General features: G+C 46.1%; 19 protein-coding genes and 1 pseudogene. 2 read left to right on the plus strand and 18 right to left on the minus strand.

The annotated features are described in order from the left end of the window. Positions 1 to 107 precede the first annotated feature (107 nt). From QZQ08_RS01665 to QZQ08_RS01700, 8 genes and pseudogenes are all read right to left on the minus strand, one after another. Positions 108 to 1,415 carry a 2-hydroxycarboxylate transporter family protein gene (locus QZQ08_RS01665; protein ID WP_296326981.1) on the minus strand — a complete coding sequence of 436 codons (1,308 nt, stop codon included), beginning with the start codon at positions 1,413 to 1,415 and terminating at the stop codon, positions 108 to 110. A gap of 461 nt (positions 1,416 to 1,876) precedes the next feature. Next, entirely contained in the window at positions 1,877 to 2,218 is a 342-nt protein-coding gene (locus QZQ08_RS01670; RefSeq protein ID WP_296326983.1) for a PqqD family protein, read from the minus strand. A gap of 64 nt (positions 2,219 to 2,282) precedes the next feature. After that, positions 2,283 to 3,221: pseudogene (locus QZQ08_RS01675) on the minus strand (OPT/YSL family transporter); the annotation flags it as partial. A gap of 267 nt (positions 3,222 to 3,488) precedes the next feature. Then, complete coding sequence (locus tag QZQ08_RS01680) at positions 3,489 to 4,202, minus strand: hypothetical protein (RefSeq protein WP_296326985.1); 714 nt, start codon at positions 4,200 to 4,202, stop codon at positions 3,489 to 3,491. Positions 4,203 to 4,318: 116 nt separating this feature from the next. Continuing rightward, entirely contained in the window at positions 4,319 to 5,887 is a 1,569-nt protein-coding gene (locus tag QZQ08_RS01685) for a recombinase family protein (protein ID WP_296326987.1), read from the minus strand. Then, complete coding sequence (locus QZQ08_RS01690) at positions 5,872 to 7,644, minus strand: recombinase family protein (RefSeq protein WP_296326990.1); 1,773 nt, start codon at positions 7,642 to 7,644, stop codon at positions 5,872 to 5,874. The genes QZQ08_RS01685 and QZQ08_RS01690 overlap by 16 nt, the downstream gene beginning before the upstream one ends. Before the next feature lie 45 nt (positions 7,645 to 7,689). Next, positions 7,690 to 7,809, minus strand: a complete 120-nt coding sequence (locus QZQ08_RS01695) for an SHOCT domain-containing protein (RefSeq protein WP_307977376.1) — start codon at positions 7,807 to 7,809, stop codon at positions 7,690 to 7,692. Between the two features lie 2 nt (positions 7,810 to 7,811). Further along, complete coding sequence (locus QZQ08_RS01700) at positions 7,812 to 8,240, minus strand: RNA polymerase subunit sigma-70 (protein ID WP_296326994.1); 429 nt, start codon at positions 8,238 to 8,240, stop codon at positions 7,812 to 7,814. Positions 8,241 to 8,488: 248 nt separating this feature from the next. Here QZQ08_RS01700 and QZQ08_RS01705 point away from each other — a divergent pair, with 248 nt between their 5' ends. Beyond that, positions 8,489 to 9,139 (plus strand): DNA-3-methyladenine glycosylase, encoded by a 651-nt coding sequence (locus QZQ08_RS01705; protein ID WP_296326996.1) that lies wholly within the window; start codon positions 8,489 to 8,491, stop codon positions 9,137 to 9,139. A 13-nt stretch (positions 9,140 to 9,152) separates the two neighbouring features. Then, on the plus strand, positions 9,153 to 10,256 hold the full coding sequence (locus tag QZQ08_RS01710) for a restriction endonuclease, SacI family (protein ID WP_296326999.1): 1,104 nt from the start codon (positions 9,153 to 9,155) through the stop codon (positions 10,254 to 10,256). Between the two features lie 15 nt (positions 10,257 to 10,271). Here QZQ08_RS01710 and QZQ08_RS01715 read toward each other — a convergent pair whose 3' ends face one another. From QZQ08_RS01715 to QZQ08_RS01760, 10 genes are all read right to left on the minus strand, one after another. Next, complete coding sequence (locus QZQ08_RS01715) at positions 10,272 to 12,056, minus strand: DNA cytosine methyltransferase (RefSeq protein WP_296327001.1); 1,785 nt, start codon at positions 12,054 to 12,056, stop codon at positions 10,272 to 10,274. Between the two features lie 54 nt (positions 12,057 to 12,110). Beyond that, positions 12,111 to 12,296, minus strand: coding sequence for a hypothetical protein (locus tag QZQ08_RS01720; RefSeq protein ID WP_296327003.1), 186 nt, complete (start codon positions 12,294 to 12,296; stop codon positions 12,111 to 12,113). A gap of 127 nt (positions 12,297 to 12,423) precedes the next feature. After that, positions 12,424 to 12,690: a hypothetical protein gene (locus tag QZQ08_RS01725; protein WP_296327005.1), complete on the minus strand. Its 267-nt coding sequence runs from the start codon at positions 12,688 to 12,690 to the stop codon at positions 12,424 to 12,426. Position 12,691: 1 nt separating this feature from the next. Further along, positions 12,692 to 13,249 carry an N-acetylmuramoyl-L-alanine amidase gene (locus QZQ08_RS01730; protein WP_296327006.1) on the minus strand — a complete coding sequence of 186 codons (558 nt, stop codon included), beginning with the start codon at positions 13,247 to 13,249 and terminating at the stop codon, positions 12,692 to 12,694. Further along, positions 13,249 to 13,428: a hypothetical protein gene (locus tag QZQ08_RS01735; protein ID WP_296327008.1), complete on the minus strand. Its 180-nt coding sequence runs from the start codon at positions 13,426 to 13,428 to the stop codon at positions 13,249 to 13,251. Before QZQ08_RS01735 ends, QZQ08_RS01730 begins: the two co-directional genes overlap by 1 nt. A gap of 4 nt (positions 13,429 to 13,432) precedes the next feature. Continuing rightward, positions 13,433 to 14,602: a hypothetical protein gene (locus QZQ08_RS01740; RefSeq protein ID WP_296327010.1), complete on the minus strand. Its 1,170-nt coding sequence runs from the start codon at positions 14,600 to 14,602 to the stop codon at positions 13,433 to 13,435. Between the two features lie 12 nt (positions 14,603 to 14,614). After that, on the minus strand, positions 14,615 to 15,121 hold the full coding sequence (locus tag QZQ08_RS01745; RefSeq protein ID WP_296327012.1) for a hypothetical protein: 507 nt from the start codon (positions 15,119 to 15,121) through the stop codon (positions 14,615 to 14,617). A 13-nt stretch (positions 15,122 to 15,134) separates the two neighbouring features. Beyond that, positions 15,135 to 15,347: a hypothetical protein gene (locus QZQ08_RS01750; RefSeq protein WP_296327014.1), complete on the minus strand. Its 213-nt coding sequence runs from the start codon at positions 15,345 to 15,347 to the stop codon at positions 15,135 to 15,137. Continuing rightward, complete coding sequence (locus QZQ08_RS01755; RefSeq protein ID WP_296327016.1) at positions 15,337 to 15,702, minus strand: hypothetical protein; 366 nt, start codon at positions 15,700 to 15,702, stop codon at positions 15,337 to 15,339. The genes QZQ08_RS01750 and QZQ08_RS01755 overlap by 11 nt, the downstream gene beginning before the upstream one ends. A 5-nt stretch (positions 15,703 to 15,707) precedes the next feature. Then, positions 15,708 to 15,971, minus strand: coding sequence for a hypothetical protein (locus QZQ08_RS01760; protein WP_296327019.1), 264 nt, complete (start codon positions 15,969 to 15,971; stop codon positions 15,708 to 15,710). Positions 15,972 to 15,976: the final 5 nt, after the last annotated feature.

Consider the following 15,976-nt stretch of genomic DNA (forward strand, 5'->3'; position numbering starts at 1 on the left):
CCCTTTATTTTGCAAGGACTATTTTTCCCTACCGAGAAACATTTTACGCTTAGGAATATGAAAAGGCACCCGGCAAAAGCCGGGTGCCTAGGACTCAGCAAAACAAGTTATTTTCCAATCATGGAACCAAACAGGACGGATCCCAAGATGAGGACAATCCCGCCGCCAAGACGGGAAGAAAGCTGGGAATAAGCAATCAGTCCCATCCGGTGGGAGGCCCCCAATACGGCAAGGTCTCCTGATCCGCCGCGGTTTGCCATGCAAAGGCCAGCCGTGATGGCCGAATCAATCGGGTAGAAACCAACCCACTGCCCGACGATGGCAGAACCCAAAATGGCGCCAACAACGATAAGGAAAGAAATGACGACGTTACTCAGCGTAATGGTCGCCATCAATTGGTTGAGGTCCGTATCCGCCCCAACGCCGACCATGATGGTAAGGACAAGGCAGGAGCTCATGAAAGACTGCAGGCGTTTTGCAGCGGCCTTGGTCTCTTGGGGAACCCAGCCAAGCATGGCCAGGATTGTCACAACGACAATCATCCAAGCAAAAGGATGGATGGCCACCCCAAAGACCGTTGGCAAAAGGGATTTACCAAGGAGGGTGCCAGCTGCATACAGGCTGATGGCCATAAAGAAAGCCCCGCCGATTTCCTTGATGGAAGGTACGGCATCATTTTTTTCCGCTTCGATATCAAGGCCCTTCCGAATCAAGGTTGACCCGTCACCCGTCCAGGAAGGATGTTTGCGGCCGATTTGATCCAATACGGCCGCTGAAAGGATGGCAAAGATATTGGCAATGGTGAGGACCGTAATGGCAAAGGCATAATAATCAGAAGCCTTATGGCCTGTCACGCTTTCATAGATCTGGGAAAGCGGTACAGCCCCTGCGCCATTGCCGCCGCCCATGATGGGAAGCACGTAGTTAAGAACAATCATGGAAGGAGAGATGCCAAAGAAAAAGCCTCCTACAATGCCCAAACAAGCGGCGCCGATAAGACCGCCGAAGATGGCGGGAAGATACCCGGCAAAAGATTTGATGAGCAGTTTCTTTTCCAGTCCCAAAATGGAACCGCAGATCAAAAAGACGATAAAAAAGCTCAGAAAATCCGATTCATTCATCAAGTAGGAAACGGATTTCGCATATTGTTCCGGAATCAGATGATTGGTAAATAAATAGGCCGATGCCAGAAAAGACAGGACAAGCCCGCCTCCTACGTAAGAATTCCAGAAGGGGATCCGTTCCCCGATTTCATTAAAGACGATACCCATGGCAAGCGTCAAGGCAAAACCGCCGGCAAGGTCAGTTGTCAAGGCTCCAGTCCATACCCCAGCAAAAATGATGACAATAAACCCTAAACAAAGGGGCCAGGTGAGCCCAAAGGGGCGAAATGACTTGACATTCTCATTTGACATAAACCCTCATTCTCCTTTACATTTCTTCTTTTCGCCTATTTTGAATAGACTTTACCTTAAATTATGATTAATTCAAGAGCGTTTTCTATCATAGTCATATAAGGGCGGAATGTCAAATCATTTACAATTCAGAATCTACCTGATGTTTTTCCATCGCAGTCAGGCGCTGTGTGCCGATAACAAAAGAAAGACCCCCTGTCGTCCCAGTCCCCTATCCGGCAGAAGATAGAAGGGCTGTTTTTAAGACGCCATGGAGTCATTTCATATAACGGCTGCAACAGGAAAGCGCTATGCCTAGCTTCTATCCAAAAACAGCTTTCCTGCCTGATGGAAGGAAACGAAGAAAAGCCCGCATCCCTTTCCGAAACAACAAGATTTCCCATTTGAGTGCAGAAAGCCGCCTTGTAAAGAGCGCCCTAGGTCTTTTCCTAGACCTAGGGCGCAGGCAAAGCAAGAGCCAATCATTTTTTCCAGGTAATAAATTGCTGCTGGACCAGCATCTGCAAAAAAACAATCAAGCGTTCATAAAGGGGGTGGACCTGCTTCCCAAAGCGGCTTTCCATCATCTGGGCAAGGTCCCCCACATTCTTTTTTTCATCCATGCTTAGCCAAAGGGCACTGCCAAAGGCATCAAGGTCAATATGGCTGACAGAAGGCCGGTTGAAAAAATCCTGTGCCAAGCGGGCAAAAAAACCACGATGCACCACATGAATCGTAACAAGGCCCATTTCATCCCGGGTCCATCGATACCCGCTGGCATGGCAAGGGATCCGGTCCAAGTAGTTTTCTTTTTCCTTTTCCATATGCTTTCTCCAAAATCAAAGGCTGGATCTCCGTTATCTGCAGTCTGGCACCATATAAATGGGGTTAGGAACGGGATTTCCGGCCCTTCTGGCAAGCCGCGTAGATGGTCGCTACAAGCAGGGCAAACACGACAAGGCCGCCCACATTCCCCAGATTGATGGTTTTGGACATATCAAGGTCCAAATCCATGACGGCAAGGATGGCAAGTAAAATACCGACAAGCCCTTCCCCGGCAATCAGACCGGAACTATAGAGTACGCCGGACTGAACACAATTTGTTCTTTCCGCGGCATCAGCAAAGTTACGGGATTCCACATACCGACGCAGCAGCCCGCCCACCATAATGGGAGCCGACAGATGGATGGGAAGATAAACTCCAATGGCCACTGCCAGAACAGGGATACCAAGGATCCACATGGCAAGGGAAAGGAATACACCGATAAGGACGAGATTCCAAGGCAGGTTCCCCAGCATGACCCCTTCAACCACCATTTTCATGAGCATGGCCTGCGGGGCGGGCAGCTCAGCAGAACCATAGCCCCAGGCAGAATTCAACAGATACATGATGCTGCCAATGGCAATGGCTGAACAAATGACCCCAAGGATTTCCCCAATCTGCTGCTTCTTAGGCGTTGCACCCACAAGGAACCCCGTTTTAAGGTCCTGGGAAATATCCCCGGCAATGGCAGCCACGACACAGATGATGCCGCCGATGGAAATGGCCGTGACCATTCCCATGGCTCCGTCATTGCCCGTATTCTTGAGCAGTAAGGTGGAAACCAGGAGGGTAGCAATGGCCATTCCGGAAACAGGATTGTTGGATGATCCGATCAGTCCGACCATGCGGGAAGAGACGGTCGCAAAGAAAAAGCCAAAAATAGCAACAAGCAGGGCCCCAAAAGCATTGAGCGGAATCATGGGAAGGGCCCACAGGGCAGCAATGATGAAGAGAATTCCTCCAATCAAGGTCTTCATGGACAGGTCCTGTTCCGTACGCAGGGTCTCAACAGGTCATGTAATTGATACAATGGAACGATAGCGGGGATTTTGAACACCCCCGTGTGCAAAGAAAATATTATTTAAATCGGCACATAAAAAAACGTGAACTCATGATAATATTTACTCATAAGTTCACGGCTTTTAATTATTCCTATTCTTTGCAAAATCGCTATGCTACCAGACAGATATCATTCAGTTCATCATTAGACATTCTTTGACTAGGCTGTTACAACAGAATTTTTCCTGCCTATGTTTAATGACCTTTTTAAGCTATTCCGGTAGGCCCCAATTCCGGTTAGCATCGTTTCTTCTATTCTCACTATAAAGGCTAGGTTTACATAATCTTTGACGTTCTCCTTTCGAGTCAATCCAGCTAAATGTTACTTCTGAATCATGTGTTTTCCCCGAATTACTCTGATAAACAGAGACAGACTTTTTAACTTCAATACCATCCAGAATCATCGTTTTACATCCACGAAATGCACCGAATTTACGATAAAACACACTGTCTAACAAAGAATATGAAAAATCGTCTTCTTTGATTTTATCAGGATTTTCAATAAGATATTTTTTTCGTTCATCTTCCCGTCTAATTCTGTCAGCTTCTTTTTTAAAGGCACTTTCTTTATCAATGTACGCCTGCAACGTTGTTGATTCAGCTATACTTTTTCCCTTATGCATGACTAAATCTCCGTTTCGATACAGTTTCATAAGGACTTTAGCTCCTTGGGGGCTTATTCTTATCGTAGTTCCGTAAAAAGACAGCACCTCTATATGAATAGATTCGTATTCCTCTTGTGATAATTTCGTTTCACCAACACGATAACCGAAATCTGATATCTCCATAGAACCAGGTACATAGCTTATTTCCAAGGCATCGTCAATTAATTTTTTTGATTTGTTGGGCATAACCCCTGGTAAACATTTCAATGCCTCTACCAACGTCATGTATTTTTTTGCCACTGCTTCTTCGTATAAGTCCATTTTCCGCGTCCTCCATTTATCGGCTGTTCTTCCAATTATTATATCATAGGCTAGAAAATAACACGAAAAATCGGCCATAATCAAGTTAAATCTACTGATTATGACCGATAGTTCCTTTATGCTTTGATTTCTGTCCCGTCTTTGAAGGTTACCCGAATGTCTTCTTTGCTGTAAACGGTGATGAAGTCTACCAGACTGCACCATAGCCTTTCGTCAAAAGTCTTGATGAGTTCCTGCTCCTGAAGGTCTTTGATGAAGCTCTCCAGCTGCCGGCTACTGGCGATGCGCCGTTTCATGGCAGCACAAGCCTGATCATACTTCTTCTTCGTTTCTTCATAACGGCTGACCAGCTCATTGTACTTCCTGCTATATTCTTCCTGGTTCTGCGCCACCCGGGCGTTCTCGGCAATGAGCTGCTGCACCTGGTCAGCCAGCATATTCAGGTCCAATTCCAACGCATCACGTTCTTTTTCCAGAGAACCGGTATCCGTGAGCCGTTGCTTCAACACGACGATATTGCTGAGGATTTCTTCCTTGTTGCCAATAAGCTGGTTAACGGCTTGGACGAAGGCATCTTTGATTTCGTTCTCCGTCAGATGTGGCGTCTTACAATGGTTCCTGAATTTATCGTTGCAGCGGTAGATGGTCCTGCGGTACTTATCTTTCGAATGCCAGACCTTAGCGCCGTACCAGCCGCCGCAGTCTCCACATTTGATTTTGCTGGAAAAGATGGATACCCCGCTATAGCGTTTCTTCCCTTCCCGGCGTCGCTTGATTTCTTCCTGCACCCAGTCGAATACCTGAGGGCTGATGATGGCTTCGTGGTTGTGTTCCACATAGTACTGCGGCACTTCGCCCTCATTATCCTTGGTTTCCTTCGTCAGGAAATTGACGGTGAACCGCTTCTGCAGCAAGGCATCGCCCTTATATTTCTCATTGGTCAGGATGCTCTCCACCGTTTTGGGGTACCATTTGCTCTTGCCAGCCGGTGTCTTCAGCCCTTGAGAGGTCAGCTCGCCTGCGATAGAGTGGAACGTATAGCCGTCCAGAAAAAGACGATATATCAGCTTCACCGTTTTGGCCTGTTCCTTATTGACTACCAGATTGCCATCCGGCCCTTTGTCATAGCCCAGAAAATGCCTGTAGGGAACACTCACCTTGCCATCAGCGAACCGCTTCCGATGACCCCAGGTGACGTTTTCCGAGATGCTCCGGCTTTCTTCCTGTGCCAGGCTGCTCATGATGGTGATAAGGAGTTCGCCCTTGGCATCGAGCGTCCAGATGTTCTCCTTCTCGAAATAAATCTCGATGCCTTTGTCCTTGAGCTTCCGCACTGTGGTCAGGCTGTCGACGGTGTTTCTGGCGAAGCGGCTGACCGATTTCGTAACGATGAGGTCAATCTTCCCATCCATGGCATCTCTGACCATCCGCTTGAATCCATCCCGGTGACGGGTATTGGTGGCCGAGATGCCTTCGTCCGTATAGATGCCGACGAATTCCCAATCATCCCGTCCCCTAATATAGTTCGTATAATAATCGACCTGCGCTTCATAGCTGCTGATCTGGTCATCATGATCCGTGGAAACACGGGCATAGCCAGCCACTTTCCGCTTCTTCCGGCTGTTGATGGGAGCTGCTGTGAAGCGGCTGATGGTTGCTGGTATCGCTCTTACTGTTTTTGCCAATTTCCACCACGCTCCTTTCGTAGGGCTTTCATCTGTTCACTCATCCGTTGCTTCCTCTCTGGAGTCCATCGTTTCTTCCCCAGCTGGCTCATGTATTTCTTATAAGCTTCCGTATGGCGGGTTCCCTGCTTCTTCGGTTTCATCCATGGCGCAATCTGTATCCTGCCATCCTTGAAATGGATGGTAATCCTGTCTTTTGCCCCGGCTTCCATAAAGTCGATTTCTTTCCGGAAACGGTCGCCATCAAAAGCTTCCAGCCCCATGGCATCAGCGGCAATCTTCATCAGGTCTTCCTCGCGGACGCTGAGAGAACTGCACTTGCCACCCTGGCCACAGCGCCAGTGTACGGTGATGCCGTGTTTCTTTCTTTGCTTGCATCGCCGGAAGGCGTGGCCGCATACGGCACAGCGCACCCGGGTCGTAAAAGGCGAGAACCGGGTACCTTTTCCATTGGCCATATAGTTTCTCATCCAATCCCGCTGACGGTCCTTGTACTCATCGGTCCAGCAGTCTTTCTTTGCCGTCGATACCCAGTGCCGGGTGACTGTCCGGCCATCTTTCAAATAGAAAATCATTGTATGGTGTTCCGGTACCAGAATTTTTTCTACCCTGTCCAGAAACACTTGTTCATCGAATTCTTTTAGGCCGAGGACCGCAGCACATTCTTCATGCAGCACTTTGGCAGGAATAGCGCCTTTCATACTGCACTTGCAGTTCCGCACCTTATGTGACTGGCACACCCATACTTCTGCCCTGCTTCTGTCATGACGAATACTGTGGACGAAACTTTTGCCGCAGATACCGCACTTGATTTTCCCCGTGAAGCAGGAGGTATTCAACGCTTTATTGGCCAATGGACCCAGCTCACGCCGCCGTGCTATTTCCTGCTGCACGTAGTCGAACGTTGCTTTATCGATAATGGCTTCATGGGTATTTTCGACGTAATACATCATCAGCTCCCCACGATTCTTCTTCCGATGCTTGGTGATGGGGTCTGTAATGTACTCCTTTTGTAACAGCAAGTTTCCTGTGTAGGTAATGTTGGTAAGAATCTTTTTAATATTCGAATCCAGCCATTGGCAGCCGTTCCGCGTCTTGATTCCCTCCGCAGCAAATTCCCGCTCTGTCTCCAGCCTGGACTTTCCATCAAGGAAATTCTGGAAGATGCGTTTGACAATAGCTGCTTCCGAAGGGATGATAACTAACTGGTCACCCTTCCAGCGATAACCATAAATCCGGAAATGTCCATTGGGGATGCCCTTCTCGAATCGTTTCTTTACTCTCCATCTGACATTTTCGCTGATGGAACGGCTTTCTTCCTGGGCAAAGGATGCGAGGATGGTCATCATCAGTTCTCCATCCCCGCTCATGGTATGGATATTTTCTTTCTCGAACCAGACCTCGACGCCCTGCTCTTTCAGGCGTCGTACTGTCTGGAGAAGGTCGACCGTATTCCGGGCAAACCGCTGGATGGATTTGGTGAGGATGATGTCGATTTTGCCCGCTTCCGCATCCTCCAGCATGCGCTGGAAATCCTGCCGCTTCTTGATACCCGTCCCAGAGATGCCGTAGTCCGCATAGACGCCGGCATATTCCCAGTCCGGGTTCTTCTGAATCAGGTTGCTATAATAGCTGACCTGCGCCGAAAGGGAATGCTGCATCCGCTCCGATTCCATGGAGACACGGGCATAGGCTGCGACTTTCTTGCGCTTCTTGATTATTGGTATGCTTTGTTCGATTTTACGGATAGTCCGCATAAAATCAGCTCCTTTCGACACTATATATCACTCTGTTTGATACAATTAGCAAGTATATAAGTCGCCTGAAAACGGCTGATATTTGTTGAGCATCTCCTGCTCGAAAGCCCAGTACTCCTTCTCGGTGATGAGTTTCTCCGCCAGCATCTTCCTTGCCAGATGCATCGTCACCTGGAAGGTTGCTTCATTATGAAACGTCCTTTTATCCGTGGTGACCACCCCCCAAATCGGTATTCGATATAACAGGCATGGGAGCAGAACTTCCGATGGCTGTTGCCGTAGACACTGAACTTTTTGCCGCAGTTCGGGCAGGTGAAAGTATAGACTGCCATCCGCTTCACCAGCTCCAGATGGGTATTCCACCACTTGTTCCGGCAGGAATCCGAGCAGAACCGTTTCCGCTTTCGTCCAGGATTCTGTTCAATCGGCCTGCCGCACTGTTCACAGACCGATGCCGCCTTTTTCGTAACCAAGCTGTGCCGCCTACAGAACGATTTCACCGTATTGATGGAAATACCAACTGCTGCCGCAATCTGCCCGTACCCTGCCCCATCCCGGCGCAGGGCGATAATCTTTTGCTTCTGTTCATCCGTCATTAAGGACACCTCCTGAAAATTTAGCTTTCAGGAGTAATAGGACAGAACGGCTATCGTTAAGTACTTCAAAAGCAAAAAATTGCGGATGCCCGTGTGAGCATCCGATTTTTCATTACATGTACTAAATAATAAGTACGGCTATGCTGTACCTATAGTAGCCTTCGTTGCAGTGTGTTATAATTAAGGAAATTCGATATAAACACACCGCGGCTTAGAAAATTTACAGACGGTGTGTACAAGGAGTTCCTATGGCCGCTATCGTCACCTTGAATCAAGACAGTCCTTCTGTCCAATATTTATGCAAAAAAGATAAACGGCTTGCAAAAGTCATCAGCATGGTGGGTCCGATTACCTATGAACCACACACTGATAATCCCTTTCCTTTTCTGATCCATGAAATCATCGAACAGATGCTGTCGGTAAAAGCTGGAGCCAAAATTTACGGGCGATTTGAAGAATTGTGTGATGGTCAGATAACCCCGGAGGCTATCTCAAAGCTCTCCGTTGAGGAAATCAAGGCAATTGGTACTTCTACTGCCAAGGCTAACTACATAAAAGGCGCAGCTTCAGCTGTCTTGACAGGAGAACTCGATTTTACGAAGTTTCCTGATATGACAGATGAAGCTGCGCTCAAAGAATTAGTCAGCCTTCATGGCATTGGTACTTGGACTGCAAAAATGTATTTGATTTTCGTTCTGGACAGACAGGACATCTTGCCATTCGAAGACGTTGCTTTTTTACAAAGCTACAAATGGCTTTACAAAACAGAAGATGTGTCGAAAGCATCTATAGAAAAGAAAAGTAAAAAGTGGAAACCCTACTCCTCTATTGCCGCCCGGTTTCTTTACCGGGCTTTGGATATGGGCTATACGAAAAAAGAGTTTCATCTATTCAAATAATCGGAGGCCACATATGGACAATCGTGAACAACTTGATAAATTAATAGCTACTACAGATAAATGCAATAAAAATATCATTCCAACTAAATTATTAAACAATATAAATAAATGGGAATGGGGTAAATATGGATGGACTTCTCCTGTCAGTTTATTTTTAACGGCTGCTTGGCATAAATACAATAATCCTAAAGAAGATTGCTGTAAAATTTGGGCTAGAGATGAACAAAGCAACCCAATTCCAGGAAGTTATAGCATTCGAAGCGAAGATGAAGGTATTGTCGTCCCATTGTTAGCAAAATACGACTTATGTCAGGGTTTTTGTTCAGCAAATTCAGGTATGCAAGGAAGTAGGGCCATTGAAAAGATGAGGTCTTTTAAGCGAATGAATGTAGACTTCGATAAGGCTCAACGAACAGTATTTGATTTAAAGTTATTTGCTATAATTTTAAATCAAATCAATGAATTGAGTCAGCCTCAATGTCTTGAATTTTGCCGATACTTCATATTAATTGCCAAAGGCATCCAAAATGAACGGGTTAGAAGTTTAAAAGCTCTTGAGTCCTCTGCACAGTATACTACGAGTGCTTTGCATTTTCTTTCGGATATACATGATCCGGAATTAACAAAATGTGTAGCAGCTGCTTGCTTAAGCATTATTTATTCTCAAAAGGGTTTTTCATTGGATGGGGTTTCCGATGCCAAAACAGCAGCAGATGCTCGCGCCAAAAAGCCTGGTGATTTATGCGTTCTCTATAATAATGTACCAGTTGTGGCAATTGAAGTAAAAGACAAAACACAGGAAATTGACTGGAACAATATTACACGAGCATGCTCCATAATTAAAAATTTTCCTAGCCTCCAGTTATTCTTATTTGTGTTGGAAAAGAGGTCCGCTTTAACAACACCGATTTTAAATGACATCGTATCGTCTGAAAAAATGGTAGATAATATTTACGCATCCAAAATCGATTTTATTTCTGTACATGGATTGTACAAAATGGCTTTATCCTTATCAACAGATGCTACTATTGCAAATTTAACTAGTAAATATATTGCTATTGCCCCTGCAATTAAACCTGAAACTATAAAAAAATGGTTAGCTCAACAAAAACAATGAGCTAACCAAAAACTTTTACTCATGCCATGTTATATTTTGTTTGAAATTATCTGGGATTGTAAAAGGGTAACATATCTTAAAAAAGCCTTCTGGAATGGTAACATTAGTATTATGTGATCTAACATCGTACCCATACTCTCTCAAATTTTTTATCGTAAGTTCGGCGTCCTGATTGAACATTGATAATTTGTCATAGGGCAAATTTTTACCCAAGTCATCGCTTATGGCCAAGTCTTGGAATTGAAAGATTGGTGTATTCAATTCGTGGGTAATTTTCAGTTTGAACTTCGGATACGGTTCAGTAAAATGCCCATACAGAGGCATCAAAGAATCAAACGAGGTGATATCTTTAACTGCTAGATGCACTTCATCCCACATACACTTTAAAATAGAAAAATCATCAGAACTGCTATATGCTTTTACTGTAATTTTCTTTATGAGGGAAGTAACGTTGCCAAAAAAGTCAATGAGAAACTTTGCTTCATTTAAAGGTTTATCTTTTTTATTTTCTTTTATTGTGATAGTTAAATTCCCCTTATAGAAGCGCCAGTTGATTTTACCATCTGCGGTAATTCGTTGTTTCGTAAAGTCTTGATATTTCACTTCTTCAGATTTTGCTTCTGTATCAAAGAGATTTCCCTGGACTAAATCACTATAGTGGTGAGTAATCTTTTTTCGCGTTTTTCTAGCTTTGAGGCCTTTTCTTTTGTCAAATGATAATTTTTGACCATCTTCAATCAGTGGAACTTTACATTCCTCTATTTTCTCTATTTCATACCGCAATGCCATGCCAATCTGATGTGCAATTGGTGGGCAAACAGAATTTCCTATTTGTTTGACTGATTCCGTATAACTTTGTGGAATTTTAAAATCCATAGGAAATCCTTGCATTAACTTCAGTTCATCAGGCGTACATTTTCTATTTTTCCAATGGAATGGGCCATCATATCGCCCTTGATATGCAATAATAGTTTTGCAAACGTCATCTGGATCCATTTTATACAGAAAGTTAGAGAATTTAGAACGCCAAGCGAATAACGGATGCGGATGTCCCATTTCTTCAGTATAAAAACTATAATTTTCTCCAGGTGGAATATCCGGTAATAAATGACCATACTTCCCACCATAAGGAGGAACAACTTCATTGTCATCTTGTAACGGAGCTATCACTTCACCCACAGTCCGATATTTCTTTTTATCGGGAGAATCTGGGCCAAATGTTGGTAATGGGAATTTGAAATTGATGTTTAAGTCGTTTCTAATACCTACAAGGAAAACACGTTCTCTTAACTGAGGGACACCAAAATCTGCTGCATTTAATACCCTCCAAAATAAATTGTACCCTACAGCCTTAAAAGAACTTAGTATGAGTTTAAAATCTTCTCCTTTGTTAGCGGACAAAATTCCCCTAACATTTTCAAAAACAAACGCTTTAGGTTTAAAATAGTCAACATATTTGCAATAATAATTGAACAGCTCACCTCGTGCATCTTTTGTCCCTTTAACGCCTCCTGCTCTACGGCCAGCTGCTGAAAAGCTTTGACAAGGTGGTCCTCCGACAATATAATCAACATCTCCTTGATAAAAATCTTGTGGGTCCATCTTTGTTATATCAATCGGCAAAACTTCATCTTCTTCTATTCCAAGAATAGCTTTATTCGCCTGTAAAGTTTGACAGCATTTAGCGTCCCATTCCAATGTTTTTAAAAAGTCAAACCCACAAGAGGCCATTCCAACTTCAAAACCGCCAATGCCGGCAAATAAGCTTAAAGCCTTTACTTTCGGTAAAGAATTTTTCATTTTTATCTTACAGTCCCTTTCTTGACAAATTAACGAATCCAATAGGTTAACTAACTATTTCGTTTTGCTATGTTCATCTATGTATTTTCTAATCCAGTTTCCAATTTCGATTGAAGCTTTTTTCCCTTCTCGGTTTAGAATGGACATGAACGTTGCTTTTACTTCAGGTTCAATGACTACTTCTATTTTAGAAATTTTCTTTCTTCCTCGAGGACGTCCTCCAACATTCTTTTTTTCCATTTACCCCACACTTTCCATATGGTTTTAATCATGGTAAAAACATCTAAATTGTACCATATTTCTTTTATAATAGCAAACTAAAAAAGCCGGTATAGAACATATATTCATTGTTCTATACCGGCTTTTCTCATGCAATCTTCTGTTTGATATCTGCTACAATAGCCTTGACAGCCTGTTGCAGCAAAACGATGTAGAGACGGTTGCGAATTTTTATCCACCAGCTGGTGGTGGTCTGGATTTCGGTTTCCAATGGGTCGGTGAGGTTCTTCATCTGCGCTTCGACGAGCTGTTGCAGGTCATCAAGGTCGATGGCTTTGATGGCGGCTTCCGCTTCTTCCCTGGCAAAGGATACAACGGTTTCAGCTACGGCTTTCTCGATTTCATCACGGTTCATATTAATTGCCTCCTTCAAGGGTTTGTTCATAATCAGTAATGCCACGAGCTACGGCTCTGGCCATGGCGTCCTGGGCGTTTGCCAAGATTTCTTCATCACCAGGATTGGTGATAAAAGCCAGTTCGACGAGGACAGCTGGCATCGCTGTATTGGTCAGGACATAGAGTCCGTTGACGCCAGGAGTAGCAATCTTCACACCACGGTCCGTCGTGTCCAGGGCATTAACGAGCTGACTCTGAATGCAGTTGGCCAGCATGCTGCCGCGATAACTGCCAGCGCAGGCCCAAGTCTCAGTGCCATTTGCCGCTTCCGCTTCTGCGGCGTTACAGTGGATGGAAACGAAGATGTTGGCATCACTGTTATTCACCGCTTCGCAAATATCGTACAGGCTGTCGGACTGGAGCAGCTCTGTTGCGACACCCGCGGCGTTCAGGTAGCTTTCGGCGGACTTAGCGACCGCCAGGGCGACATCACACTCACGCAGCCCCGTTTCTTCATTTACGGCCCCGGGGTCAGGATTTCCGTTCGGCGCATGGCCGGGATTCAGGAATACTTTCATTATTTTTCTTCTCCTTTCTGATGGACAGCGGACTTGACCGTACCGCCGATATAGCCGAGCAAGCCGGATGCGATGGACATGGCCAGCTCATTGAGGTTATAAAAAATGGCCATGATCAGGGCTGTGACCAGCCCGATGATGACCAAGCAATCGGGGATATTGATTTTATCGATGGACAAACGCTCACGCTCCCTTCGGGGTAACACTTACAGTGCCGTCATTACGGACGATGTCGAAGTCTTCCATTGCCAGGATGCGGTCGGCCACAGAGCTCCAGTGACTGTCTGCCTTATAGGCTTCCAGTGCAACCCTGGGAACCAAGACTTTCGTCTGCGACGGAATACCACGCTCATAATTTGTTCCACTCTCGACAACAAAATCAACGTTCTCATTATCCAGGATGAGATATTCCAATGCGGTACAAGTAGAAAAGGTATGGTACGTATTGATGGTCGTACTGCCGACATTTCTTAACGTATCGAAGTAGACGCATTTGAGATTCGTGCAGTATGCAAACAGACTGTAGATGGCATCAATGTCCCCAAAACCGCTCATATCCGCTGATTCCAGATTGCTGTTGCCCAGGAACAGCGAACCCAGGCTTGTGATGAGGCTTTTAGAGATACCACTCAAATCGACATATTTTTCATCAAAACCTGTCCCTACATTATTACCTTTTGATGGGCAGAACAGGTTAAGAAGTGTATACGAATTGCGGGTAACATCCATGACGTAAATTTTGCTGTTGGCTTCGATCTGGCTTTTTGAAGCCAGCTCTACCGTCAGGCCCGGATCCTGATAGAGCTTGTTTTGCCCTAAGTAAACGGTGGTATACCCTTCCGGAACCGTGACATCGGTCGGGATTTGAACTGCCTCAGAAGCCGTAATGGTAACGTCGCCGCAAATAAGGCCATCTTCCATCTTTCCTGACACAATCGCCTTGCCGCCAACCCACCCCGCGTCGGGAGTTATCTTCGTCTTGAAAGCATACGAAATGCTAAGCGTAGCTTCAGATTCCAGATTCAGTGTTTCATTTCCAGACCTTGCCAGGGTATTTATCGTTTCCGCTACTTTCGGTGTAAAAGAAGCAGAGATGGTCTGATGCGGTACTTGCTGGATGGTCACCTTATAGGGTGTGGCAGTAACAGTGCTGGTGCCGCCGCTTCCCGTATTCGTCCCTGCTGTATAATTGCCATCTGCGTCATAGAAAGTCTTGCCTTTGGCTACATCAGCCGCTTTTGCTGTCGTATCAGATACTTCGCAGAAACGTGCCTTACCGCCACTTTTTAAAGGAATCAGGACTGCCGGCACTTCACTGTAACTGGCACCGGCAATCTTCACATCTACTTTCATATTTTCTCCTCCCTACACGACCGTCAGGACTTTCGTCAGGCTGTCCTGGGAAACGGAAACGGTCGTCAGGCTGCCCGTCACCTTGGTGCCGTTGACGTAGGCCGTCTTACCGCTGACAATCGTCCCCGCAGCAGCAGTGGCATCACTGGTATCGACAACACTGGACTTGCCGCTAATGCCAAGGACAGTCACCCCGGACTTGATGTTGCCGCTGACGAGTTTGGCCTGTTCCTCCTTGCTGATACGCACGGAGCCGCTGCCATTATGGAAGCCGTCCGGAATGGTGTACGCACCATCGGCTTTTGCAATGCTGCCGCTGACAGCACCGTTATTGCTCATTGTCCCGGTAACAACCCCATTTCCAAGGAAGGCCGACTTGCCGTTCAGAATATCGCCGGAAGAGGCAGTAGCACCAGACGTATCATAAAAGACAGCGGTACCTTCCCCTTCTGCCAGAGGAATCGAAACCTGCGGCACTTCTGCATAGATAACGGAATTGATTTTTACGTTCTTCGCCATGTTGATTGCTCCTTTACTCGACTTTTAACTCATAGCCGTTGAAACTGATTCTGCCATAATTCGACGGAATGGCAGCCACCGTCACTTTGGAAAGGGCGGTATACCCGCCGTCTGCCATGATGACCTGTTCCTGAGCTTCTGGAATGATACATTTTTCCTGAAAGGCAGCAGAGGGTGCCTGCGGCATGGAAAGGATGCCGACCAGGGTATTCCGTTCATGTGCCATGCCCCATCACGCTCCTTTCCAGGAAAAAGTCTCTGGCCGGGATGAAGGTATCGGTATAACCGTTCTTCCGCATGAGCTTCATCTCATAAACGTAACGGCCGCAGGCCAGCGACTGTGTATCCTCCGGCCGGAAATGGAGTACATATCGTTCCTGTTCCTGCCGGATGCCCTGTCCCAGGGATTTCGTGAGGACAGGTTCTTTATCCGTGATGAAGCGTTTCAGCGTAAAGATCAGGCGGTCACCGTCACCTAAGATAAAGACACTGCCCGTCACCCGGTCCCGGATGGTCAGGTCGATTTCTGCCGAATCACCTCTTGTTAAATGAATCCGGTTCTTTAGTACAAAAAAGCTCATCGCCCTCACCCCTGTTCATGTTGGCGCTGCTCCATCACATCCAGGCGGTGATGGGCATGCTCTGCCGATTCTTCGACCCGGGACAGCCGTTCGGCCATCTTCTGCCGCTTCGCTTCCGTATCCGTCAGCTGCCGGCGCAGTTCAACGATGCAGTCCCGAAGACCCCGTACCGATTCATTGAGCGGCTTGATGACGCTGAAATTGAAGATGACGCCGCAGAGCATCAGGATCGATACCAGGGACGCGGCCATCTGTAACCATTCAGCCATATTCC

This window comes from uncultured Acidaminococcus sp., assembly GCA_900538365.1.
Lineage (GTDB): Bacteria > Bacillota > Negativicutes > Acidaminococcales > Acidaminococcaceae > Acidaminococcus.